Source organism: Actinoallomurus purpureus, assembly GCF_024055795.1.
Taxonomy (GTDB): Bacteria; Actinomycetota; Actinomycetes; order Streptosporangiales; family Streptosporangiaceae; genus Actinoallomurus; species Actinoallomurus purpureus.
In genome coordinates, this window is the sequence record NZ_JAMXMY010000013.1 from 191,918 (window position 1) to 218,226 (window position 26,309).

Genomic DNA, 26,309 nt, shown 5'->3' on the forward strand with positions numbered 1-26,309 from the left:
GAACCCAATAGTCGAGCGGCACAGGGCTGGTTTGTCGCATCGCTCGGCAGGGACGCTCGGACGGTGAGTACCGTGTGCCGTCAACTCATTCCGCCGCGGCTTGCAGACCAAGCCGGGCGATTCGGCCGGCGGCGGCACGGCGTGATACGCCGAGCTTCGCAAGTATGGCCGAGACGTGGTGATCGACGGTCTTGGCGGAGATGAACAGTCGTGCCGCGATCTGTACGTTCGTGTGTCCTTCGGCGATCAGTTCGAGTACCTCGTGCTCGCGACGCGTGAGTCCGAAGGGATGCACCTGTGTGGTGCCGCGTGGTCCGGTGGGAATGGATCGTGCGCCCAGTCGGCGCAGCGCGTGACGTGTCAGCTTGACCGTGGCCTTGGCACCGAGATCGGTGAAGATGGTGAATGCCTGCCGGAGGAGTGGCTCCTGCCCGGAATCCAGCAGGGCCAGCCCGGCCTCATAGGGGCAGCCCAGGCTGGTCCAGGCGGCCGCGGCCCGCATCGGGTCCCCATCGAGCAGGTGCCGGTAAGGCTCGGCGATGTCGGTGCGGGTCGGACGCTCGGAACCGGTACGGCGCAGCCATGCCGCGACGCCGCCGTGCCAGGCGCTGCAGTTGGTGCAGGCCTCGTCAGCCGATTCCGCTTCGCGACGGGCCTCAGCGAGGCGACCTGCGAGCCAGTGCGCCTCGGCGCGGGCCAGCCGCGCCAGCACCAGGAACGGCGGTTCACGTTGTTCGTCAGCCGTCACGCCCGCCTCGTCCAGGCACTCCCAGACGCCGGGTAGGCCACGCCGGGCCCGGATGGCCCCGAGCCGGATCAGCCCGCACATCCGGTTGACCGGGGACAGATCGACCTCTTTGAGCAGCGCCTGGGTCACGGCGACGGCCTCGTCCCACCGCCCGGTGCGTTCGAATATGTCCGCCTGCTCACTGCGCAGGCAGATGGCGTACGTAGTGACGTCGTGCTCGTCGCAGTATGCGATCCCGTCGGCGAGGTAACGCTCGGCCTCGGCGAATCGGGACTGATCGATGTGGATGCCGCACAGGTTGGTGTACGCCCGCGCCGCCTGATCCTGGTGTCGACCGGCCAGGGCGATATCGAGCGCACGACGCATCCGCGTGGTCCACTCCAGGCCCTGATAGGCAGCACTGGCGGCTTCTGTGTTCAACGCGTCGCTCAACACGTCGGTGGCGCCGAACCGCTGGGCTTGCTCCTGTGCCCGCCGCGCCAGGAAGATCGCCGTGTCGTAGTCGGCATGCAGCATCCGCTGGTTGGCCAGCGTCGCGTGGGCCTCGGCGAGTTCGACCGTGGGCCCGAGCGGTTCGAGGGTGGCCACCGCCGCCCGTGCCGCCGCGACGGCATCCTGGCCATGGCATAGGCGCCATCTGATCCGCGACAGCCGCGCGAGGGCGGCCCCCTCCCGCAGCCGGTCGCCTGCCTCGCGCCATAGTGAGAGCGCCCATTCAGCGGCGTCCTCGGCCGCCGGCAAGCGATCCAGCAGGGCTGCCTCGTCGGCGACTCCTTCGTACAGCCTGGCGCGCTCGGCCACACCGGCACTGCCGGCGAAACGCAGTGCCCGCTCGAACTGGGCAGCCGCTTCATGATGGGAGCCGAGCTCCCTGGCGCGTCGCGCGGCTGCGCGAGCATAGTGCAGCACAGCCTCCTCGTCGCCACTCGCCTCGGCGTGAAAGGCCATGCGGGCGTCGCCGTCACAGCCCCGCGCACGTAGCACCTGCAGTATCTGCCGGTGAATGGATTGACTCCGGAATGCGGGAACGGCCTGGGCGACCGCGAGCCGCGCGATCTCGTGGCGGAACCGTAGCCACCTGCCATCCGTGACGAGCACGCCGGATGCGACCACCTCGTCCAGCGCCGCTATCGAGTGCGCGCTGAGCTGCGCCAACAGCGACAGCTCGACCTTGGTGCCGATGAGCGCGGCGATGTCCAGGCACGTGCGTGCCTGGCCGCTCAGGCGAGCGGCCCGCGCGAGCACCACGTCCCGCGCCGACGCCGGCACCCCGGTCATCCCGGCCTGGAGCACCTCCGTCACATAGAACGGATTCCCGCCGGTCAGCCGGAACAGCTGGTCCCCCGCGAATCCGCTGCCCTCGGCGAGTACCTTCACCGCATCGAACGACAGCGGGGATAGCCGGATGCGCAGGGTGGACGGCTGCGCGGCCAGGTCGCCCAAGGCCACGCGCAGCGCATCGCTGGTGGTCTCGTCATCGCGGTATGTGGCGATGACGAGAACGGCTGCGTCCCGTAGCCGCCGCCCCAGGAACCGGAGCAGGTCCAGGGTGGCTTCGTCGGCCCAGTGAATGTCCTCGATGACCACCACGTCCACCACGCCTGGTGCGGTGACTTCGCGCAACAAGGCCCGGAACAGGTCTTCGCGATCGTCATCGGCACGGCAGCGGTCCAGCAGGACACCGCCGACCTGGTCGGCCAGATCGAACAGCGGCCCGAGCGGCCGTGGGATGAACAGCCCGTCGCAGGCGCTCCAAGACCACCGCGCGTCCGTCAAGCCATGACGCAGGGTCTCCAGCAGCGTCGATTTACCCACGCCCGCTTCACCGGAAAGCAGTACCAGCCGCCCGGCGCCCTGCTCAGCCTCGATCGTGTATTGCCTCAATAAGGCGAGCTGCGACTCCCGCTCCAGCAGCGGTATCACCGGTTGCGTATGTGATGGCGCGAGCCTGTCCGGCGACGGTCGAGCTAAATCGGAGGCCACCTCGACTTCCGGATCCGCATGCTCAAAATCCACGCGGCCTCCCTTCCGAGGGTTCTCGCAAGCTACCAAAAGACAGCGACGCCCGGGAAGCCGACGGCCGTGCGTGGCCATCTCGGATCCCGGTGCGGCGAATATGGGGAACCGGCGGCGCAAATATGGGGAACCGCTCCCGATCCACGCGACGGGTCGGCCGCCGTAGCGTCCGATCATCGGTCGGGCGGCTGTACGGCCTTCTTCGGCCGATGCCACAGATCGAGCCGGCCCCGGACCCGTGCCGGCACCCGCCCGTACGTCACGAGCAGTACGAGCAACGGGAGCACGCGGGTGCCGCCCATGCGGCGGTTCGTCGATGGCACCCGCGAACGTCTGTCAGTCAACGAGGGGTTAGAGGACCGAGCCATGGCGAGTGAGCCCGTCCTGGGGTTGCGGGACTTCCGGCTGATGGTGGCGCCGGAGCCGTTCGATCCCGCGGAGGTGGAGCCGTCCGCCGCGTCGGCGACGGCCGGTGCGCGGGCGACGGTCGTGCAGTTCGCGGCGTTGCCGAGCGAGCCGGACATCGCCCGACTGAAGGCGGCCTACGGGTTGCGGCTGGATCGGTTCATTCCGAACCTGGCCTATCTCGAACGGCTCGACACGGCCACGGCCGACCGGGTCCGTACCGACTTCCTCGTACGGTCCGTCATCGCGCTCCCTCAGGCGTCGAAGCTCTCCCCGACGCTCCCCGCCTCCGGGCCGCTCGACCTGACGGTGATCGTCTTCGAAGACGCGGACGCCGCCGCCATCACGGCGGCGCTCACCGCGATCGGCGCGCACGCCATGCAGGTCCTCGACGACCGGGACATCGGCGGGCAGCTGCACCTGCGCCTCACGCTGGACGACCCAGGTGGGGTCGCCGAGGCGGCGGCGATCGGCGACGTCATCTGGATTGAACCGGCGCCCGTGTTCACCGACTTCAACGTCGGCGCCGCGCAGACGAACCAGTCGGGTGACCCGAACCTGGGCACGGTCTGGGCCCGGCACATCACCGGCAAGAACCAGGTGATCGGGATCATCGACAACGCCTTCATCGATATGGACCACGGCTTCTTCGCCGACGTCGCACCGAACAAGCCCGGCCCGGGCCACCGCAAGGTGCTCAGAGCGTTCAACGACAACCTCGGCGCCAGCGACCACTTCATGCAGGTCGCCGGCATCGCGGTCGGCGACGCCCTCAATAACCCCGGCAAGCACGAAAACCGCGGTGCCGCCTATGACGCCAAGATCGTCTGCCGCAGCCGCGGGGACATGGACATCGGGAAGCTCAACACAGGCGCCCTGGTCTTCAGCCTTCAGACCCTGCTGGAGCGGTCGAGGGAGGTCGGCGCGACCGTCCACAACCTCAGCTGGGGAACCGGTACCGGCTATGACACGGCCGCGCGAAACGTCGACGCATTCACCTTCGACCACGAGGAACAGTTGGTGGTCGCGGCCGGCGAGGACACGGGCAAGGGACCGGTGAACCAGCCGCCCGGCATCGCGTTCAACACGATTCTCGTCGCGGCCGCCCAGGCCGCGCCCAACCACGGATCCATCGGCAGCGGGGTGCCCGGCCCGACGGACGACGGCCGCCGGAAACCGGATCTCACCGCGGTCGGCTGCGGCATCAGCACGGCGGTGAACCCGAAGGTGCCACCGAAGGTGCTCCCGTTCTACGACACCGGCCCGGTGCCGTGCGCCACCAGCTCCGCGACGCCGCACGTCTCGGCCGCGGCGGCGCTCGTACGCCAGTACTTCGCGGAGGGCTTCTACCCGAACGGCAAGCCGCAGCTGGACAAGGTGCTGGCCCCGACGGGTGCGCTGGTCAAGGCGGTGCTGCTCAACTCGACGGTCAACATGGACGGTGTCCCCGGCTATCCGTCGGACGCCGAGGGCTGGGGGCGCATCCAGCTGGACCGGACGCTGTTCTTCGAGGGCGGTAAGCGCCGGCTGATCGTCTGGGACGTCCCGCGCCGCGCCGGCCTGCGGATGTTCGAGACCCGCTCGTTCCAGTTCCCCGTCGTCAACGAGAGCGAGCAGCTGAAGATCACCTTCGTGTGGACCAATCGTCCAGCGGCCCCGCAAACCCAGCCTGATGCCCAGCAGAAGCCGCGGAAGCCCACGGTCGATCCCATCCGGTTCGAAGTGGAGGACTCCAGCGGCAACCTCTATCTCGGCAACGACTTCGACGTCGACAAGGGCGTCTCCAAGCGGGCGGCGGTGAGCCCGGGCCTCCCGCCGGACATGATCAACAACGTTCAGATGGTCGTGGTGGACCAGCCCGTCGCCGGGACCTGGACGATTCGGCTCCGCCCGTTCCTGCACTTCGAGAAGCAAGGCTTTGCGCTGGTGGTCTCCGGTGGCGTTCTCAAGGGGGTGTGAGCGATGACGAGTGAGCGGCAGGACTTCCGGCTGATGGTGACGCCGGAGCCGTTCGATCCCGCCGAGGTGGAGCCGGCGGTGGCGGGTACGCAGGCGACGGTCGTGCAGTTCGCGGCGTTGCTGAGCGAGCCGGACACCGCCCGGCTGAAGGCGGCGTACGGGTTGCGGCTCGACCGGTTCATCCCGAACCTGGCCTACCTTGAACGGCTCGACACCGCGACCGCCCACCGCGTCCGCGCCGACTTCCTGGTCCGCGCCGTCATCCCGTTCCCCCAGGAGTCGAAGCTCGCCCCGGACATCCCGGCCACCGGGCCGCTCGACCTGGTAGCGGTGCTGTTCGACGACTCGGACGCCGTCGCCGTCACGGCGACGGTGACCGCGATCGGCGCGCACGACGTCGCGACGAGCGACGCCCGCGAGATCGGCGGCCGGCTGCGCCTGCGTCTCACCCTCGACGACGCGACCAGGGTCACCCAGGTCGCCGCGCTCGGCGACATCACGTGGCTGGAACCGGTGCCCACGATCGTGGACGCGGACGTGCCGTCCGCCCAGACGACCCAGTCGGGCGACCCGGCCAACGGCCCGATCTGGGCCCACGACCTGCACGGCGAGGACCAGGTGATCCAGATCATCGAACGGGGCACGCTCGACCTCAACCACTGCTTCTTCGCCGGCATCGCCCCGAACACGCCCGGCCCGAACCATCGCAAGGTGCGGGAGCTGTTCAACCCGAACAAGGCCACCCCCCGCGACCACTTCATGAAGGTCGCGGGCATCGCGGCCGGCGACCAGATCGGCAACTCCGGCCAGAACCAGGACCGCGGCGGCGCCTGGGCCGCGAAGATCGCCGGCAACGATGCCAACCTGCTCCTCGCCCCGCCGGACAAGAATCGTGCCACGCGAAGCCTCCACGAACTGCTGGAGGACGGAAGGGGCGTCGGCGCGACCGTCCACAACATCAGCTGGAGCACCAATCTCCGCTACGACACGGCCGCCCGGGACGTCGACGCGTTCTGCACCGCCCGCGAGGAACAGGTGGTGGTCGCCGCCGGCGAGAACACGGGCGTGAATCCGAAGAACGCGTCGCCCAGCATCGCGTACAACGCTATCTGCGTCGCCGCGGCGAAGGCCGACCCCGACCAGATGTCGCGGGGCAGCGGCGTGGACGGGCCGTCGCTCGACGGCCGCCGCAAGCCGGACCTGTTGGCCGTCGGCTGCGGCATCAGGACGTCCGTCCTGCCGCCCACGCCGTCCACGGGCCCGTACTGCGACACCGACGTCCAGCCCCGGTGCAGCACCAGCTTCGCGACGCCGAACGTGTCGGCTGCGGCCGCGATGGTGCGCCAGTACTTCCAGAAGGGCTTCTATCCGAACGGCAAGCCACAGCGGGACAAGATCATCCCGCAGCCGTCCGGGGCGCTGATCAAGGCGGTGCTGCTGAACGCGACCGTGGACATGACCGGTCATCCCGGTTATCCGACCGACACCGAGGGCTGGGGGCTCATCCAGCTCGACCGGACCCTGTTCTTCGAGGGCGGCCCGCGCAAGCTGCTCGTGCACGACGTTCGGCGCGACGTTGCCCTGGCGACGTTCGAGGCCCGCTCGTACCACTTCTTCGTCGAGAACGAGAGCGAGCAACTGAAGATCACCCTCGTGTGGACGGGCCGGCCGTTGACCGAGGCGTCGCAGCCCACTCCGGATCCCATCCGGTTCGACGTGGAGGACTCCCAGGGGAGCTTCTATCTGGGCAACGACTTCGACGTGCCCAACCGGGTCTCCCGGAAGCTGACGACGCGTCCGTCCTCCCCGGCGGACATCGCCAACAACGTCCAGATGGTCGTGGTGAACAACCCTGTTCCCGGGACCTGGACGATCCGGCTCCGCCCGGCCTTCGCGCTGGCCCCGCAGGGCTTCGCGCTGGTGATCTCCGGCCGGGTCTTCTAGGGGGTGTGCGATGACGAGTGAGCGACAGGACTTCCGGCTGATGGTGGGACCGGAACCGTTCGATCCCGCGGACGTGGAACCGTCGGCGTCGGTGGTGGCGGGTGCGCAGGCGACGATCGTGCAGTTCGCGGCGTTGCTGAGCGACCCGGACATCGCCCGGATCACGGCCGCGTACGGATTGCGGCTGGATCGGTTCATTCCGAACCTCGCCTATCTGGAACGGCTCGACGCGGCGACGGCTGACCGGGTGCGTGCCGACTTTCTCGTACGGGCTGTCCTCTCGTTCCCGCAGGAATCCAAGCTCTCATCGGAGATTCCGGCCACCGGGCCGCTCGACCTGCTCGCGGTGTTGTTCGACGACTCCGACGCGGCCGCGGTCACGGCCGCGCTCACCACGATCGGTGCGCACGACATCGTCACCATCGACGACCGGGAGATCGGTGGCCGGCTGCACCTGCGTTTCACCCTCGACGACGCGACCAGGCTCACCGAGGTCGCGGCGGTCGACGACATCACCTGGATCGAGCCGGTACCCGCGATCGAGAACCTTGACGTCGAGGCCGCCCAGACGATCCAGTCGGGCACCGTCGGCCCGCAGGCCGGCACGATCTGGGACCACGACCTGCACGGCGAGGAACAGGTCATCAGCATCATCGATTCTGGCACGCTCAATCTCGACCACTGTTTCTTCGCCGACACGCCACCGAACAACCCCGGCCCGGGGCACCGCAAGGTGCTTGCGGTGTTCGACGACAGCGGGGACCTCAGGAACCCGGGCGACCCCGCGGACAATCCCCCCGGCGAACACTTCATGAGGGTCGCGGGCATCGCGGCCGGCGACGAGCTCGGCAACCCCGGCAATCACCCGCACCGCGGCGGCGCGTGGGCCGCCAAGATCGTCTGCCGCAACCGCCTCGATTTGTTCAGCAAGAAGCTCCCCAAGCCGCCCAGCCTCCGACAAGCGCTGGAGAAGTCGAAAAAAGTCGCTGCGACCATCCACAACCTCAGCTGGGCGAACCGCAGGAGCGAAAAGTACGAAACACAAGCCCGGGACGTCGACGCGTTCAGCTTCGACAACGAGGATCAGCTGGTGGTCGCCGCCGGTGACAACTCGGGCCAGGGATCGGCGAACCGGTCGCCCGCCATCGCGTTCAACGCGATCTGCGTCGCGGCGGCCAAGGCCCACCCCGACCACATGTCGCGCGCGAGCGGCGTGGACGGGCCGGTCGACGGCCGCCGTAAACCGGACCTGATGGCCGTCGGCGACGGCATCACCACGGCCACCAAATTGTCTGCACCGCCCTCGGGGCCGTTCTGCGACATGGCCGGGGGAATAGGCGGCCACACCAGCTGGGCGACGCCCAACGTGGCGGCCGCGGCCGCGCTCGTGCGCCAGTACTTCCAGAAGGGCATTTACCCCAACGGCACGCCTGAGCCGCACAGGCGCGTCGACCCGACGGGAGCGCTGATCAAGGCGGTGCTGCTCAACTCGACCGTCGACATGACCGGCCATCCCGGCTACCCCTCCGACACCGAGGGCTGGGGGCTCATCCAACTCGACCGCACACTCTTCTTCGACGGCGGCAAACGGCGACTGTGGATGAAGGACGTCCCGCGCAAGGCCGGCCTGCGGCTCGACGAGAAACGCACATATCACTTCTCCGTCAACGACGAGACCGAGCAGCTGAAGATCACCTTCGTGTGGACCAACCGGCCGCCGTCCGAGCCGATCCCGAAGCAGCCCACGGTGCAGCCCATCAGGTTCGAGGTGGAAGATCCCATCGGGAACCTCTACCTGGGCAACGACTTCGACGTCCCGGGCGGTGTCTCCAAGAAGGCGACCGCGAGCCCGCGGGTCCCGCCGGACACCGCCAACAACGTCCAGATGGTCGTGGTGAACAACCCCCCCTTCGGGCCCTGGACGATTCGGCTCCGCCCGTTCTTGAACCGGGACAAGCAGGGCTACGCCCTGGTCGTCTCCGGCGGCCTTCTTCTCTAGACCGGAGGTAACCCGGTGGCACTGTCCGTGGAATCGCTGATGCTCGAGGTGGGCAAGGCGTTCGCGCCACTCGAGCAACGCCTGCGCGGCGACGAGATCCCCCTGCTGTTCGCGGAGATCGGGCTGCCGGCGCCCGACATCGTCCTGGCCGCGCAACCCGTCCGCGCCGCGGTGGAGGGGGCCGCCACCGCGCTGTCCGGGCTGCCGCGCTCGCTGTCGGACCTGGTCACGGCGATTGACGCCCGTGACACCGGCCGGATCGCGGAGTCCGTGGCCGCGGTCGGCTCGTTGATCAAGACCGTCGCCGCCGCGGTCGATGTGGTGTCCGGCGCGATCCGGGCGGCCGCGGCGGCGGCCGGGCCGAACCGGGGCGAGGTCGAGGCGTTCGCCGGGGAACTGGCCGAGCGGCTGTTCGGCTTCGCGCTGATCACGTACCTGGGGGACCGGAAGCCGATCGCGGCGAACGTGCTGGAGCTGATCGGCGTCCTCGAGTCCACCCCGATCGCCGCGACCCCTGGGGCGCCCACGTACGTGCGCCGGGTGCTGCGCCTGGACCGGGTGAGCGGCTTCCTGCACGACCCCGTGGGCACGCTGACGGAGCTCTACCGCTGGGGCGGCCCGGACTTCGAGTGGGACCTGCTGCTCCAGCGACTGTCGATCTTCCTGACCACGGTGTCGAACTTCGCTTTCCTGCAATCCGGGCCGCCGCCGTTCCTGCGGGTCGTCGCCGTGGACATCGGCGAGACCGACGACCCGGTACCCGGCGTGCAGGCCACGCTGCGGCTCGCGGCGAAAGACCACCTCCAGCTCACCATGCCGGTCAACGACGCCGTGGCGCTGGTCGCGACGTCCGACGCGGCGATGGACGCGGAGACGGCGGTCAAGCTGCTGCCGCCCGCCGCCCTGCGGGTCATCCCGCCGTCCGGTGAGGTACGGGGATCGGCGCGGTTCGGCGTCCAGGCGCCGCCGACCGCCGGCGGCCCGCCCCTCGTCATCCTCGGCACCGCCGGCGGTTCCCGGGTCGAGGCACGGTCCCTGCACATCACGGCCGGGGCGGACCTCGACTGGAACCCCGCGGAGGGCCGCGCCGAAGGCGGCCTGGTACTGGAGGCCGCCGTCGAGGGCGGCAAGGTCGTGCTGAACCTGGCGGACGCGGACGGCTTCCTCAGCACGCTCCTGCCGTTCGACTCGATCGAGCTCGACGCCGACGTGGGGCTGACCTGGTCGAGCGAGACCGGGCTGCGGTTCCGCGGTACGGGCGGGCTCCAGGCCGACATCCCGGTCGACCTGCACGTCGGCCCGGTGGACATCCGCGCGCTGCACCTCGGCCTCGGGCTCACCGGCGACGGCGTCGCGCTCGAGGCGTCCGGCTCGATCTCCGCCCAGCTCGGCCCGATCGCGGCCGTGGCCGACCGGATCGGTGCCGTACTGCGCCTGTCGCAGCCGGACGGTGCCCTCGGGCTCGCCGCCGACTTCAAGCCGCCCAGCGGGGTCGGGCTCACGATCGCCGCGGCCGGGGCGTCCGGCGGCGGGTTCCTCTCGTTCGACCCCGACCGCGGCGAGTACGCCGGTGCGCTGGAGCTGGAGCTCTCGGACTTCCTGGCGGTCAAGGGCATCGGGGTCATCACCACCCGCCAGCCCGACGGCTCGCCGGGCTTCTCACTGCTGATCGTGCTGACCGCGGAGTTCCCGTCGGGCATCCAGCTCGGCGCCGGGTTCACGCTGCTGGCCGTCGGCGGGCTGCTGGGGCTCAACCGGGGGATGAACCTCCAGGCGCTCGTCGAGGGCGTACGGACCGGGGCGATCGAGTCGGTCGCGTTCCCCAAGGACGTGGTCGCGAACGCGCCGCGGATCCTGTCCGACCTCAACCGGTTCTTCCCGGCCCAGCCGGGCACGTTCCTCGTCGGCCCGATGGTCAAGATCGGCTGGGGCACGCCGGCCCTCATCAGCGCCTCGATCGGCGTGATCATCGAGGACCCGGGCGACATCGCGGTCCTCGGCGTGGTGCGGGCCGCCCTGCCGTCCGCCGACCAACCGCTGCTCGTCATCCAGGCCCAGTTCATCGGTGCGCTGGAGCAGGACAAGTCGCGGCTGTGGTTCTTCGCGAAGCTCTTCGAGTCGCGCATCATGGGCATGACCGTCGAGGGCGGCATGGGCCTGCTGGTGTCATGGGGCGACGACCGCGAGCTGATCGTCAGCGTCGGCGGGTTCCACCCCGGGTTCCGGCCGCCGCCGCTGCCGTTCCCCACACCGGACCGGCTCACGGTGGACCTGCTCAACCGCAGCAAGCAGCTGATCCGGGTGACCGGCTACTTCGCGATCACCCCCAACACCGTGCAGTTCGGCGGGGGCATCGAGATACGGCTGGGGTTCAGCTCCTTCGGGGTCGAGGGCCATCTCACTCTCGACGGGCTGATCAACCGCGACCCGTTCCGGTACAGCGCGCACAGCTCGGGCCACGTGTCGCTCAAGGCGTTCGGCGTCGGCGTGTTCAGCATCAGCCTGGACTTCACGCTGGAGGGCCCGGCGCCGTGGCGGGTGCACGGGCGCGGCTCGATCGGCTTCCTGTTCTTCTCCATCTCCGCCGACTTCGACTTCTCGTTCGGCGAGGAGCTGGCGCTCTTCCTGGCGCCGATTCCCGTACTCCCACTGCTGGTGGCGGAGATCGCCAAGACCGAGAGCTGGGAGGCCCGGCTTCCCGACGGCGGTGTCCGGACGCTGGTCACCCTGCGCCGGCTCCCCGCGGGCGGTGACCTGGTCCTGCACCCGCTCGGCACGCTTGTCGTACGGCAGCGGGCGCTGCCGCTGGACGTCCGGGTGGACCGGATCGGCGGGCAGCGGGCGAGCGACGGGCGGCGGTTCAGCCTCACCACGCCGGAGGGCGGCGGGTTTACCCAGAGGTCGGTCATCGGCGAGAAGTTCGCAATGGCCCAGTTCCAGGACATGTCCGACGCGGCGAAGCTGTCCCGTCCCTCGTACGAGACGCAGGACGCCGGCCTGGAGCTCACGTCCGACAAGGGCGCGCTGGCGACCGCCCGGGTGGTGCGCCGCGAGGTCCGGTTCGAGCTGCACCTCATCGACAGCGTCGGCAGCGCCGCGGCGCTGCCGGTCGGGGTCGCCACGCCGGCGGCCACGAACGGCACGCCCGTGCAGCGGTTCCACAGCGTCAGCGGGCCGGTGTTCGACGAGCTCCTGCGCGGGTCGAGCACCAGCCGGTCGGCGCTGTCGGCCCGGCAGGCCCGGCAGCGGCAGCCGTTCCTGGCCGCGGACACCGTGCGGGTCGACGAGCAGCGGTTCGTGGTGGCGTACGTGAAGAGCAACCGGCAGGCGTTCCCGCCGGGCCGGACCACGCGCCGGGTGCCCGCGACGTTCCGCAGCCGCGCGACGGCCGAGGACGCGCTGGCCGACTTCGTGGCGGCCGACGCGACCCTGGCCGGGCAGTTGCACGTCATCCCCGCGGCCGAGGCGGCCATCACGCCGGGCGTGCCCGGCACGTGGTCGCCGGCCGGCGTGCTGCCGGCCTCGGTGTCCGAGGTGGACCTGGTGCCGCTGCTGAACGGCCGCGTCCTGATCGCCGGCGGTACCGGCCCGGACGGCGCGCCGGTCGCGGCGACCCAACTGTTCGACCCGGCCGGCGACTCGTGGTCCGCCGGGCCCGCGCTCGGCGCCGCGCGCCGCCGGCACGCCACCACTCGCCTGTCCGACGGGCGCGTGCTCGTCACGGGCGGGCAGGACGACCAGGCCGCGCCGCTCACATCCGTCGAGGTCCTCGACCCGGCCGCCGGCCGGTGGACCCCGGTGCCCGAGATGGCCGGCGCCCGCCACGGCCACTCCGCGACCGTCCTGCACGACGGCCGCGTGATGGTGGCCGGCGGTAGCGGTGCCCGGGACGGACAGGAGGACGGCGCGCTCGCGACCGCCGAACTGTACGACCCGGCGACCGGCACGTGGGCCACCACCGGCGAGCTGACCAGCGCCCGCACCGGGCACCAGGCGGTCCTGCTTGACGACGGCCGGGTGCTGGTCACCGGCGGCCTGCTCCCGACCGGTGTGGGCCGCGCGGAGCCGCTGGCCTACTGCGAGGTGTTCGACCCGGCCACCGGTGTGTGGACCACCACCGGCGGCCTCGGCACGGCGCGGGCCGGCCACCAGGCCGTCCTGCTGTCCGACCACCGGGTGCTGGTGACCGGCGGCGACCCGGTCGTGGCCGTCGACGGCACGCTGGATCCGGACAGCCTCGCCACCGCCGAACTGTACGACCCGGTAGCCGAAACCTGGGGCCCGGCGCAGCCGATGCCGGGCGGCGGCCGGGCCGGCCACCGTGCGCTCGTGCTGCGGTCCGGCGAGGTGCTGGTGACCGGCGGCACCGGCGCGCCCGAGCGGACCGCCGGCTTCCGGTCCGTCATCTCCTACGACCCGAGCGCCGGCACGTGGCGCGTGCTGGGCGGCCTGCTGCTGGGCCGTACCGCGCACGCCGTCGCCGAACTCCCCGACGACCGGGTGCTGGTCGCCGCGGGCACGGCCGGCACCGACCCCACCGGCACCGGTGAGGTGCTGATCCCGTGACGAGCAAAGGAACTGCGACCATGCCCACATCCACCGCGGCACCCGCCGGCACCTGGAAGACCGCCGGCGACCTGCCCACCCCGGCCGCCTGGTACGGCCAGCACGACGGGCCGGTCCTGCTCGACGGCGGCGCCGTGCTGGTGGCCGGCGGCGCCGACGCGGCGTCCGGCTCACTCGCCGACGCGGCCCTGTTCGACCCGGACCATGACGTCTGGAACCACGCCGACCCGATGGCCACACCGCGGCGGTTGCACTCGCTCACCCGCCTGGCGGACGGGCGCGTGCTCGCCGTCGGCGGCCTGAACGGCACCACCGGGCTGCCGACCGCCGAGGTGTACAACCCCGTGAACGGGCACTGGTCCGGGACCGGCCAGCTCACCACCGCCCGCTGGGGGCACAGCGCGACGCTGCTGGACGACGGGAGCGTCGTCGTCTCCGGCGGCAGCGCGGCGCGTCCCTCGGGCGGCACGATCGCGCTGCGGTCGGCCGAGCGGTTCGACCCCGGCAAGGGCACGTGGCGGTCCGCCGGCGTCATGAACGACGCGCGCACCGCCCACACGGCGGTACAGCTCCACAACGGGACCGTCCTGGTCGTCGGCGGCGTCGCACCGGTCGGCGCCCCCGACGACCCGGCGCTCGCGTTCTGCGAGCTGTACGACCAGGCGCACGACAAGTGGACGCCGACCGGCAGCCTGATCACCGGACGTCGGCACCACCGCGCGACCCGGTTGTCGGACACCAAGGTGCTCGTCACCGGCGGCACCGCGCCCGGCTCGCCGGGCACCGCCCCGTACGACCCGTTCAGCCAGCGCACGGTCGAGGTGTTCGACCTGGACGCCGGCAAGTGGTCGGCGAAGGCCGCGATGCCCTCCGGCCGCGCGCTGCACCGCGCCGTGCTGCTGCCGGGCGACCAGGTTCTGGTGGCCGGCGGCGCGGCGAGCGACCGCGACGAGTCCGGCTTCCGCAGCGTGCTGGCCTACGACGTCGCGGGCAACACGTGGGCGCCGCTGCCCGGCATGGCGGCGGGCCGCTGGTCCTTCGCCGCCATCGTGCTGGACGACGGCCGGGTGCTGGTCGCCGGCGGCGTCGCCCGCTCCGGGCTGGCCGCCGCGGACCCGGCCGCCACCGAGCTGACCCGTACCTCCGAGGTGTTCGGGGGGACCCCGTGACCACCAACGCGTACACGTTCCTGCCGTGGCTGCGGACCGGGATCAACACCCGGATCACCGCGGACCCGGGCGCGGCCGCGCGGGCCAGCGTCCAGATCCCGCTCACCGTGTCCGGCGAGGCGCTCGACGGCGGCACGCTCACCCACGACGCCGGACGCCCCGCGCAGCTGTACGGGCCGGGCGACGTGGTGGGCGTGGACCCGCGGGAGGTCTCGCGGAACGAGCCGCGCCCGGGCACGGCCAACGTCGAGCCGAACTTCTTCGCGCACATCGAGTTCGCCGACGAGGACTTCCCCTGGCGCTACAGCCCCGCGCCGTCCGGGCCCACGACCGTGCGGCTCACCCCGTGGGTCGCCCTGGTGGTGCTGGCCACCGGCACCGAGTTCACCGACGCGCCCGGCACGGACCCGCTGCCGGCCATCGACGTCACCGACCCGGCCAGTACGATGCCGCCGGCCGACCAGCTCGGCGCCTGGGCGCACGTACACGTGAACGGCTCGCTCGCCGACCCGGTGGCCACCGACAGCACGGCCGGCGCGCTCGCCGCGCTGAACAACGTGCTGACCGGTGACCCGGACAGCGCCTGCGCGCGGCTGATCTGCCCGCGGCACCTGGAACCGGAGACCGCGTACGAGGCGTTCCTGGTGCCGGCCTTCGAGACCGGGCGGCTGGCCGGTCTGGGCTTCGACCCGGCCGGCGCGCCCAGCGGGCTGTACTCGAGTTGGGGCCCGCCGTACGCGAACCGACCGGTCGGGAACCGCATGCCGTACTACCACCGCTGGGCGTTCCGCACCGGCACGGCCGGCGACTTCGAGTTCCTGGTGCGCGAGCTCAAGCCGCGGCGGGCCGACGCGAAGGTGGGACGGCGGGAGATCGACGTGCACGCCGAGCCCGGCCTCGGCCTGCCCGGCATCGCCGACCAGGGCGGCGTGCTGCCGCTCGGTGGCGCCTTGCGGGTACCGGAGACCGTCGACCCGGCGGACAACTGGGACCACTTCGCCGATCCGCCGTCGCCGACCCCGCTGTACCCGCACCCGTTCGAGCAGGCGCTGGCCCAGGTGATCAACCTGGCCGACGACCTCCAGCACCAGTCGGGCCCGGACCCGATCGTCACGCCGCCGCTGTACGGCCGGTGGCACGCGCTCACCACGCGTCTACTCAACCGCCCGGACGGCACCGAGCTGACCGCCGAGGAGAAGCACAACTGGGTGCACCGGCTGAACCTGGACCCGCGGTTCCGCGTCGCGGCCAACCTCGGCGCGCAGGTGGTGAAGGACAACGACGAGGCGCTGATGGCGGCCGCGTGGGCGCAGGTCGGCGACGTGCTGGTGGCGAACGGCCGGATCCGCGCCGCCCAGCTCGCCCGCGAGGTGGGCCATGTGCTGCAGACCCGGCACCTCGACCTGCCGGCCGGTACGGGGCAGATCGCGGCGGCCGCCGCGCCCTCGGGCCGCGCGCTGACCCTCACTGCCCCGGCCCACTCCCGCGTCACCACCACCACCACGACGTCGCTGGTGGCCGCGGCGGACAGCGAGGTGGCCGTCGGGTTCCACGTGGCCAGCAGCCGGGTTGCGGCCGCGCCCGTGTCGCCCGCCATGCGGCGGATCACCCGGCCCGGTTCGCGGCTGATCCGTTCGCTGGACTTCCCGGAGGGCCCGCGGGCGGACGCCCTCCTGTTCCGCATGGACGACCCGGTCGCCCCGGTCGTGGCCGCCCCGGTCAAGATCACCCCGGGCGCGCTCGTCACTCCGGCCGATGTCAACGCCGCCCTGCACCCGGACCGGCCGCCCGGTACGGACCCGGTCGACGTCCTCGCGCACAGCCCCGACTTCGTGCTCCGCGCGCTCGGCGACCCGGTCACCCCGCACCCCGGCACCAGCGACAGCGCCGAGGCGACCCGGTTCAAGGCCGCGCTCCGCGAGCTGCACCAGGGGATCGACGCCGGCGTGGCGGTCGGCCAGGCCCCCCAGGCGCCCGCGCTCGACCTGATCCCCACCACCGCGGCCACGCTCACCGGCCTGCGGTCCGACACGACGGTGCCGCGCGCGCTACTGGAGGGCGCCGTCAGCCTGCCGGAGCGCCTGCAGCCCTTCGCGGCCGCGTTCACCGAGGCCATGGCGTACCCGGTGTTCGACATCCCCACGTTCCGGTCGCTGCTCGACCTCTCGGTCGACGCGTTCGTACCGAACCTGAACTCGCTTCCGGCGAACTCCCTGACGCTCCTGGAGAACAACCACGAGTTCATCGAGTCGTACATGGTCGGGCTCAACCACGAGATGGCCCGCGAGATGCTGTGGCGGGAGTTCCCGACCGATCAGCGCGGCACCCCGTTCCGCCAGTTCTGGGACCCGGTGACCGCATTGCCAGAGCCGGGCGTGACCCCCGCCGAGCGCCGGGAGCGCAACTACGACATCCCGCCGATCCACCTCTGGCGGCCGGACGCGCGGCTCGGGGAGAACGCCAATCCCCGCGATGGGATCGTCCTCGTCGTCCGGGGCGAGCTGCTCAAGAAGTACCCGACGACCGCCATCTACGCGCACCGGGCCGAATGGCCGCCTGGCCCGGACGGCCTGCCCGACAAGTCCCTGCCGCGCCGCCTGGTCACCATCACCGGCCCGCCCACCACCGAGCAGATCCAGCTGCCCCGCTTCGAGGCCACGGTGGACCCGGACATCTACCTGATCGGGTTCGACCTCACCGCCGACAAGGCGGTCGGCGGGCCGGACGACCCCGGCTGGTTCTTCGTCCTGAAGGAACGGCCCGGCGACCCCAGGTTCGGCCTGGACGACCGGGACCCCGGCCAGCCGGCCGGGCCTATCGAGGTGTGGAACGACCTGACGTGGAGCGACGTCGACCCCGCCGGACGCGGGTTCGTCACGCTCGACCCCGCCGTGACCGTACCGCTGGCCGGACTGGACGGGTCCGACGACGCCGAGAAGCTCGACCAGCACAACGAGGACGAGAACCTGCCGCTGTGGTTCAGCGGCCTGGGTTCGGCCGACCTCGCCTACATCCTGCTCCAGGTGCCCGTAATGGTCGCCGTGCACGCCCAGGAGATGGTGCCGCGATGACCGCGCTCAGCGACGCGTTCCCCGTTCTGCTCGCACCGATGCGGGTCGAGACCCGGTTCACCGCCACGGAACTGCTGGTCCGGGTGTTCCCGGACGAGTGGGCCGTGGACAAGTTCGAGCCCAAGCCGACCGCCGCCGAGATCGCCGCGGTCGACGCGTACTGGACCGCCCGCTGGGCGGCCGGCGGCCGCGCCGCGCCGCTGGCGGCCGCCTGGCAGGAGCTGGCCACGCGGATACCGCCGGGACGGGCGGCCTGGCTGCTGCGTGGCCGTACCCCGGCCAACCCGAACGAGGAACCGGCCGGGGTGGCGGACGACGCCGTGGTGCTGGTCATCCGGTCCGCCACGGCGCCGGCCGCGAACGACCGCCAGCCGTCCGTCACGTACTGGACCGCGGTGTGGCGGGCGCACGGCGACCGGCTGCGGTTGCGGCGGGCCGACGCCGCGCTCGCCGCCGCCGTCGGCACCAACCGGGCGAACGCCATCCGCGCCAAGCGCCCGTTCGGCGTGGACGGGGCGCTGACGACCCCGACGGACGACGTGCTGGTCGCGTTCCTGATACTGGCGGCGCCCGCCACGGGCAGCACGGCGACCGACGCCTGGACGCAGGGCGCCCAGGCCCGCCTGCTGCCGGACCACTTCCAGGTCCTCGGGTTCAACGCCGGCCGGCAGGTGGCGTCGGTGACCGGCACCGCGATACCGGCCACGCTCGCCGTGAGCCCGGACCCGGCCGCCGCCGACCAGATCACCGTCAACGAGCAGACCGGCGCCCTGCACGTGCCGGACGCCCTGCGCTGGCTCGTCGACTTCGACCGGGCCGTCGCCGTCGGCATGGGCGTACGGATTCCGCTCACCGACGAGATCCGCGGCGGGCTGGAACGACTCGTGGTGCTGGGCCTGCGCGAGCAGGCGACGCCCACGCAGACGGCGGCCGGCCTCACCGACCTGATCAACCGCCACCTGCGCAGCCCGGACGGGTTCGCCCTGCTGCCGCAGGGCACGCCGACCAACAACTCCGAGGTGGTGCCGGCCGGCCAGGACGAGGAGGACGAGGCGGCCGCCGCGCTGCGCACCGCCGGCGGAGCCGCCGCCGCGGCGGCGGGAGACTGGACAACCCGGACGGACGGCCGCCAGCTCACCGATCTGCTCGGCCTCGACCCCGGCGTGCTGACCGGCATGCCGAACGCGGACGGCACGGACCAGCGGGACGCGCGCGCGGCGAACACCGCGCTGTGGCCGGCAACGTGGGGTTACTTCCTCCAGACGGCACTGCACCCGCTGCTCGGCCCGGACTCGGTCGCCCAGACCCGCGACTTCTTCCTGAAGTACGTGTCCGGCCGCGGCCCACTGCCCATGGTGAAGATCGGCCGCCAGCCGTACGGGATCCTGCCCACCACCGCGTTCTCCCGGCTCACGTTCGCGGACTCGGCGGCACACCGCAGGGCGCTCAACCGGGTGCTGACCGAGGCGGGCAAGGACTGGGCGGCCGCCGCCGCGCAGGTGCCGCACCTCGGCGACGGCGCGAGCGACGCGCACCAGCAGCTGCTCGACCTGGTCGCGCTGCACCCGACCTCGGCCGAGTACCACCAGCGGTACGCGCAGAGCGTCGAGGACCTGTTCAACCGGGAGAACCTCGCCGGGCTGGGCGGCACCGTCCTGTCCACGGTGGACCAGCTGGGGCTGGCCGCCCCGGTTCGGGCCCTGCTCGCCCGGTTCGGCGCGGACACCGGCCCCGGCCGGGACCCGGACCTGCTGCGCCGGCTGTTCACCGACTTCCAGCAGCCGCTGCTCGCGCCGCTGGTCGACGATCGCCCGCTGTCCGAGACCGACCGCATCCGGCCCTACACGACCGACGGTCGCGACTACCTCAGCTGGCTCGCCGCGCTGGCCCGCACCGACCTGAACGGCATCCGGCTGGAGTCGGGCTTCGCCGAGGGCGCCCGCCCGGCGACACTGCTGTACCTGCTGCTGCGGCACGCGATCCTGCTCGGCTGGGACGACGCCGCCCGTGCGCTCACCACCGCGGCCGGCCAGCAGACCGGCCCGCCGGTCGACCCGCCGTTCATCCACGTGCACCTGCCCGGGCCCGGCGAGGACGCGTCCAGCGAGAGCCGCTTCCGGCCGCTGTACTCACCGGCCCCGGCCGTCACCGGCGACCCGGGCCGGCTGCTGGTCGACTACATCCCGTCCGTACTGAACCAGCCCGGCCCGACGGCGGCGCTCGCCGACCAGGCGCGCGCGCTGGACGTCCTGGCCACGCTGCCGACCGCGCGCCTGGAACGGGTGCTCTCCGAGCACCTCGACCTGGCCACGTATCGGCTGGACGCGTGGCGGCTGGGCCTGGCCACCGAGCGGCTCGGCGAGCTGCGGTTCGGGCCCGACGGAACCGCGAAGCCCGGCCTGCACCTGGGCGCGTACGGCTTCCTGGAGAACGTACGGCCGCACACCGCGAACCTGGAACCCGTCACGCTGACGGGTCCGCTCGCGACGGTGTTCGCCGGCAGCCAGCCGCTGCTGCACGACCCGGAGAACGAGGGCTTCGTGCATGCGCCATCGCTCGGCCACGCCCGTACGGCGGCCGTGCTCCGGGCCGGGTACGTCGCCAACGCCGCCCCCGAGAACCCGGGCACGTTCGCGGTGAACCTCACCTCCGAACGCGTGCGGATCGCCCTGTCCATCCTCGACGGCATGCAGCGTGGCCAGTCGCTCGGCGCACTCCTGGGCTACCGGTTCGAGCGCGGCCTGCACGACCGGCACGACCAGGCCGAGGTGGACCGGTTCATCGGGGCGCTGCGGTTGCGGTTCCCCCTGCGGGCGAACCGGATCCCGCAGACAGCGGACGCCGAGCCGGACGAGATCGGGCAGGTCGAGGCGAGCAACGTGATCGACGGTCTCGCCCTGGCCCGTCACCTGACCCGCGGCAGCGTGTCGCGGACGTACCCGTTCGACATCGAGGGGCTGCCCCGGGCCGACCCGGCGCAGACCGCGGCGATCAGCGCGGAGGCCGGTCGGCTGCTCGACGCCAACGACGCGGTCGCCGACCTCGCCGTCGCCGAGGCCACGCACCAGGCGCTGGCCGGCAACCCCGAGCGCGCCTCCTCGACCCTCGACGCGTACGCCAAGGACGGGCTGCCGCCCGACCCCGACGTGGTCCGGTCGCCGCGCAGCGGCACCACGCTCACCCACCGGTTCGGGCTGCGCCTGAAGGCCGGCCTGCGCCCTGGGAACGGTGACGCTCCCCGCGCGCAGGCAGAACCGGCCGTGGACGACTGGCTGCCGAGCGTCCTGCCGCCGGATCGGTCGGTCGCCGCGCGGGTCACCTGGACCGACCCGGTCAACGGCCATGCCCAGGAGCACATCGTCACCCAGGATGACGTCGGCCTGGCACCGATCGACCTGCTGTGGGCGGTACGGCCGGCCGGCGAGGCCGCGATGACCGACCTGGACGACCGGATCATCGGCGTCGTCGTGGACAAGGACAAGCCGCGCCCGGACGCCGAGCTGACCATCCGGTACACCGACCGCATCGACGGCAAGGTCACGTTCTTCGAGCTGTCCCCGCTGATCACCGCGCTGCGCACGCTGCTGACCACGGGCCGGCCGCTGAAGCCGACCGACCTGGTGCCCGCGTCCGGCCCGGTCACCGTCGATCGGACGCTGGACGACGCGGTGACGGTGCCCCGGCAGCGGCCGGTCGCGGTCCGCGACTCGCTCACCGAGCTCGGCGGCGACGTGGCCGACCTGCTGGCCGACCTCACCCGGCTGTACCCGCCGGACCCGGCGCCGCCGCGGCGCGACGACATCGTCCACGGCATCGACACGCTGCTGACCCGCTACGCCCGACTGGTGACCACGGCCGCCGGGTTCGGCATGGTGCGCAGCGGATGGGGCGAGCTGACCGCGTGGCGGCGCGGAGTGTTCTCCGAGGTGCTGGCCGGAACGGCCGCGACCGCAGCCCGGATGGCGCGGACGCTCGCCCGGGCCGACGCGCTGCTGGCCGCGTACGACAAGCTGCCGAAGAACACCCCGGACGACGAGCGGTTCCGCCGCCTGCACGAGGTGGAGCCGCTGCTCACCACCGCACCGGACCCCGACCCGCCGGACCGGCCCGACCGGTTCCGCAACGCCATCGGCCACCTGCGCGACACGTTCGCGCGGCGCCAGGGCGACCTGGGCGACGTCGCCCGGACCGGCCAGACGACGCTGAGCGGCCTGCTGAACAAAGTCGGCGACCTGCTGCCGCTGACCGACATCGACCCGGCGGGCCTGGACCTGACCCCGGAGCTGGACAAGGTGGTCGCGTTCGGGGCGGAGCTGCTGTCCCGTACGCAGGCGCTGCAGACCGAGATCACCCGCCGCGTCGCCACTGCCACGGCCGCGCTGACAGACGCCGACAACGCCGTCACCGCCCCGGACCGCGCGAAGTCGACGACCGACGCGCTACGCGCGCTGCTCGGCCCGGACGCGCTGGTCGTACCGGAGTACGCGCTGACCGGCGCCCTCGGCGACGAGCTGGACGACGCGTTCGACGACAGCGACAAGCTGGTCCGGCACCTCACTCAGGCGCCGATCTCCCGGGACTTCCCGGTCGACGACTGGCTGCACGGCGTCGCGCGGGTCCGCGAGGCCCCGCGGTTGTGGGAGCGGGTGACGCTGCTCAGCGACGCGCTCCGCAACGACGACCTCGACGAGATCGACGACCAGGAGCCGCGGCTGCGGCCGATCCAGCTGCCGTTCGTGGCCAACGACCACTGGCTGGCCATGGAACTCAGCCCCGGCGCCACGATCGACCAGGACCGGCTGCTGTTCACCGCGCACTACGCCGACACCCCGCCCCGCGGGTCGGGGCCCGCGAGCGGCCTACTGTTCGACGAGTGGACCGAGGTCCTGCCGACCGACCGGGAGGCGACCGGGATCGCCGTGCACGCCGACAGTCCGGACTCCGAGCCCCCACAGAGCATGCTGCTCGTCGTACCGCCGGTCCGTACCGGATCGTGGCAGGTGGACGACCTCGTCGCGGCGGTCACCGAGACGTTCGACCTGGCCCGTACGCGACTGGTGGAGCCCGCGCAGCTCGACGGCACCGGCTACGCGCAACTGCTGCCCGCGACCGTCCTGTCCGCGACCCACCAACCCATCACGATCAGCACCGACCTCGCCGTCGCCAACGCAAGGTGGAAGGCCGACCATGAGTGAGCCCCGAATCGCGGATCTCCCCGCGGCGCTGGCCCATCGCGACTTCCCCACGGTGGGCCTGTGGAACCGCCTTGAGGGACGTCCCCGCACCACCGACTTCGCCCGCGCGTTGCGGGCCGAGGTCCGTGACCCGCTGTGGCTGCTGGCCCGGCAGTGGCAGCTCGGCGAGTTCCGCGCCACCGACGGCGGCTCGCCGGTGACGGCCACGTACTCGGTCGTCGCCGGTCCGCTCACCCGATTCCGCCCGGACGCCGACCCGGCGGGCCCGGCGGGCCCGCTTCCCGCCGGCCGCCCGCTGGAGACGGTGGTGGAACGGCGGCCGCTGCCGTTCGCGTTCGGCACCGAGCCGATCGCGTTCGACCTGCGGCTGTCGCTCGGCCGCCGCTGGCTGAAGCTCGTCGCCGGCTCCTCGGTCGCCAACCGGCGCGGCGTCGCCGGGCAGTACCTCGCCCGCTATCCCATCGCCCTGCCCGACCCGACCGCCGATGCCCGGGTCGCGCATCAGGAGGTGTGGGCGGGCATTCAGGCGGTGGCCGGTCGGCGGATGGACGGCTACCTGCTGTATCAGCACATCAAGGGCGGTGGGCCGGCCTCCGACGGCATCACCGGGCTGAAGAAGCAGGACCGCGACGCCCTCAACGCCCTCGGCACCCGCCTGACCGCCTGGTTCGACCAGCTCATCGACCAGCCCACCGCGGCGACCGCGTGGGACCCGCGCCGGCTGGAGCACCGCTTCTCCGTCGCCACGGCGACGCCCGGCGGCGAGACGGTGCTGTCCGCCCCGGAGTATCCGGGCGGCGAGCTGGACTGGCACGCGTTCTCGGCGTCCCCAGGCGACACCCTCGGCGGCGCCGGAACCGCGCCGGCCGCGCTGAACCGTACGGTGTTCCCCACGCCGACGAGGTTCGCTGGCATGCCGCTGCCGCGCTGGTGGGCGGTCGAGGACGGCAGCACCAACTTCGCCGCGGTGACACCGGACAGCACCGACCTGGCCCGGCTCATCTTCCTCGAGTTCGCGCTCGTGTACAGCAACGACTGGTACCTGCTGCCGTGCGACGTGCCGGCCGGCACGTTCGCGACGGTGCAGGGGCTCGCGGTGACCGACGTGTTCGGCGCACGACGCTGGATCACCCCGGCCGGAACGGGCGCCGCGCACGACTGGCAGAACTGGTCCATGTTCACCCTGGGCGACACGGCGGGGCTGCTCCTGCCGCCCGGCACGCCGAAGGTGGCGAACGGCCCGGGGCTGGAAGAGGTCGCGCTGGTGCGGGATGAGAACGCCAACATGGTGTGGGGCATCGAGCAGACCGTACGGATGGCCACCGGCGAGGGCCGGCCCGGCGCAGAGGCAGCCGCCGAGACGCTCGCGTTCCGCCGCCGGCTGCACCCGCCCACGCCGCCGGGCGATCCGCGCGCCCCGGTCGCCTATCAGGTGATGAGCTCGGTGCCGGAGAACTGGATTCCGTTCATCCCGGTCCACGTCCCCGGCGACGACCGCAGCGTGCAGATGCAGCGCGCCGCGATGCCGAGCGAGGTCGACGCCACCCCGGTCCCGCCGCGCACCGCCTTGCTGCGCGAGGGCTTCGACGCCGGCCACGCGTACTTCGTCAACGAGGAGGAGGTACCGCTCACGGGCACCCGCCTGACCGCCGCGTACAACCGCACCCGCACCCGCACCGGCCAGGTGGTCGTATGGCTCACCGTGCGCCGCGACACCGGCCGCGGCGGACGCTCCAGCGGCCTGTCCTTCGACCTGCTGACCGACACGTCGCCAGCCTGACCTAGCCCAAGGGACACGTTGGGCAGATTGGTCGGGGCATCTAGCTGCAGAGTCCTACCTCGTTTAGCTGCAGAGTCCTACCTCGTTCCCGTGGGTCAAACCTCGGCGCGCTGCTGCTTGAGGCGGAGCTCCTCTTGGCGGACCTTGGTTTGGATGGCCTGCTCGCGTTCTAGCCAGTCGGGGTTTTCGGCCTTCAAGGTCTCGATCTCGGCGGTGGTGAGGGGGCCCGGGATGCCGGCACGGGCTAGGCCCGAGGCGGAGACGCGGAGCTTGGCGGCGACGACCTGGCGGGGGTGGGGGCCCACGCGGCGCAGGTCGGCGAGCCAAGAGGGCGGGTCGGCCTGGAGCGCGTTCAGCTCGTCCCGGGAGACGACGCCCTCCTGGAATTCGGCGGGCGCTGCCGACAGCAGAATCCCCAGCTTCTTGGCCGCGGTCGCCGGCTTCATGGTCTGCGGAGTCTTCGCCTTGGACGTGCTCATGACATCAAGGGTAGCCAGCGGGAGGGAGCCGTCTGGACGCGGCTAGGCTGAGAAGGTGACCAAGGGTGAGTTCCGGCTGGCCTACGCGCCGGGGGTGACGCCCGGGAAATGGGCCGGGGTGTGGGCCGAGCGGGTGCGGGAGGTGCCGCTTCGGCTGATCCAGATGCCTGCCGCCGAGACCGTCCCCCTGCTGCGGGACGGCGGCGTGGACGCGGCGTTCGTGCGCCTGCCCGTCGACCGCGAGGCCCTCCACGTGATCCCGCTGTACCAGGAGACGACCGTGGTGGTGGTGCCGAAGGATCACGCGGTGGCCGCGGTCGAGGAGGTGGAGCTAGCCGATCTCGCCGACGAGGATGTGTTCGAGCCGCTCGACGAGGTCTTGGCCTGGGTCGACCGCCCCGGGCAGCCTGCCTTCACCCGTCCCGAGAGCACGGCGGACGCGATCGAGCTGGTGGCGTCGGGGGCCGGAGTCCTACTGCTCCCTCAGTCTCTGGCCCGCCTCCACCACCGCAAAGACCTCACCTACCGCACCGTGACCGACGCCCCCCAGTCCCAAATCGGCCTGGCCTGGCTCGAGGCCGCGACGACCGACCTCATGGAGGAACTGATCGGCATCGTCCGCGGCCGCACCCCCAACAGCTCCCGTGGCCGCACCCCCCAACAACAACCCACCCGTAAGAAGCCCCCGCAAAAGCACTCCACTCCCAAGCCTCGCCGCCGGACGCGCCGCCGGACGTGAAAAGGGGTCATGCTTACCGACGTCGCTTAGGGCCTGTCTCGAAGTCGGGTTTGGGTGGTCTACGGCGGCTACGGCGTGTCGTGATCGATAAATAGTGAGGCCTCCGGTAGTTGGGTTAATCGACCAAGAAGAACTGAACACCGGAGGCCTCGTCGGGCCACCTAGCGGTGACGAGGCGGTTCGACCTGACTGATGCGCAGTGGGCGAAACTCTTACACCACGTCCGTGGACGCAACCCC

At 72.0% G+C, this 26,309-nt stretch carries 12 protein-coding genes; 9 read left to right on the forward strand and 3 right to left on the reverse strand.

Annotated elements, in window-relative coordinates; genetic code table 11:
* Positions 1-85: 85 nt before the first annotated feature.
* Positions 86-2,764 (reverse strand): AAA family ATPase, encoded by a 2,679-nt coding sequence (locus tag NE236_RS24410; RefSeq protein ID WP_252844440.1) that lies wholly within the window; start codon positions 2,762-2,764, stop codon positions 86-88.
* A 173-nt stretch (positions 2,765-2,937) separates the two neighbouring features.
* Positions 2,938-3,066 (reverse strand): hypothetical protein, encoded by a 129-nt coding sequence (locus tag NE236_RS43740; protein WP_289850814.1) that lies wholly within the window; start codon positions 3,064-3,066, stop codon positions 2,938-2,940.
* 64 nt (positions 3,067-3,130) lie between these two features.
* On the opposite strand from NE236_RS43740, the gene NE236_RS24415 reads away from it, so the two are divergent.
* Genes NE236_RS24415 through NE236_RS24450 form a run of 8 tightly spaced genes read left to right on the forward strand, consistent with a single transcriptional unit; the run spans position 3,131 to position 24,852 of the window.
* Positions 3,131-5,128 carry a S8 family serine peptidase gene (locus NE236_RS24415; RefSeq protein WP_252844441.1) on the forward strand — a complete coding sequence of 666 codons (1,998 nt, stop codon included), beginning with the start codon at positions 3,131-3,133 and terminating at the stop codon, positions 5,126-5,128.
* A gap of 3 nt (positions 5,129-5,131) precedes the next feature.
* Positions 5,132-7,072 carry a S8 family serine peptidase gene (locus NE236_RS24420; protein ID WP_252844442.1) on the forward strand — a complete coding sequence of 647 codons (1,941 nt, stop codon included), beginning with the start codon at positions 5,132-5,134 and terminating at the stop codon, positions 7,070-7,072.
* A 10-nt stretch (positions 7,073-7,082) separates the two neighbouring features.
* Positions 7,083-9,071 (forward strand): S8 family serine peptidase, encoded by a 1,989-nt coding sequence (locus tag NE236_RS24425; protein ID WP_252844443.1) that lies wholly within the window; start codon positions 7,083-7,085, stop codon positions 9,069-9,071.
* Between the two features lie 15 nt (positions 9,072-9,086).
* On the forward strand, positions 9,087-13,637 hold the full coding sequence (locus NE236_RS24430) for a DUF6603 domain-containing protein (protein ID WP_252844444.1): 4,551 nt from the start codon (positions 9,087-9,089) through the stop codon (positions 13,635-13,637).
* A gap of 20 nt (positions 13,638-13,657) precedes the next feature.
* On the forward strand, positions 13,658-14,806 hold the full coding sequence (locus NE236_RS24435; protein ID WP_252844445.1) for a Kelch repeat-containing protein: 1,149 nt from the start codon (positions 13,658-13,660) through the stop codon (positions 14,804-14,806).
* Positions 14,803-17,877 carry a hypothetical protein gene (locus NE236_RS24440; RefSeq protein WP_252844446.1) on the forward strand — a complete coding sequence of 1,025 codons (3,075 nt, stop codon included), beginning with the start codon at positions 14,803-14,805 and terminating at the stop codon, positions 17,875-17,877. Before NE236_RS24435 ends, NE236_RS24440 begins: the two co-directional genes overlap by 4 nt.
* Entirely contained in the window at positions 17,874-23,072 is a 5,199-nt protein-coding gene (locus NE236_RS24445; RefSeq protein ID WP_252844447.1) for a hypothetical protein, read from the forward strand. The genes NE236_RS24440 and NE236_RS24445 overlap by 4 nt, the downstream gene beginning before the upstream one ends.
* Positions 23,065-24,852 carry a hypothetical protein gene (locus tag NE236_RS24450; protein WP_252844448.1) on the forward strand — a complete coding sequence of 596 codons (1,788 nt, stop codon included), beginning with the start codon at positions 23,065-23,067 and terminating at the stop codon, positions 24,850-24,852. The genes NE236_RS24445 and NE236_RS24450 overlap by 8 nt, the downstream gene beginning before the upstream one ends.
* Before the next feature lie 95 nt (positions 24,853-24,947).
* Here the strand turns inward: NE236_RS24450 and NE236_RS24455 are convergent, their stop codons facing one another.
* The gene (locus NE236_RS24455) at positions 24,948-25,331 is read right to left on the reverse strand and encodes a DUF5997 family protein (protein ID WP_252844449.1); all 384 of its coding nucleotides are present in this window, start codon (positions 25,329-25,331) and stop codon (positions 24,948-24,950) included.
* Positions 25,332-25,386: 55 nt separating this feature from the next.
* Between NE236_RS24455 and NE236_RS24460 the strand changes: the two genes are divergently transcribed.
* Positions 25,387-26,070: a LysR family transcriptional regulator substrate-binding protein gene (locus NE236_RS24460; RefSeq protein ID WP_252844450.1), complete on the forward strand. Its 684-nt coding sequence runs from the start codon at positions 25,387-25,389 to the stop codon at positions 26,068-26,070.
* Positions 26,071-26,309 lie beyond the last annotated feature (239 nt).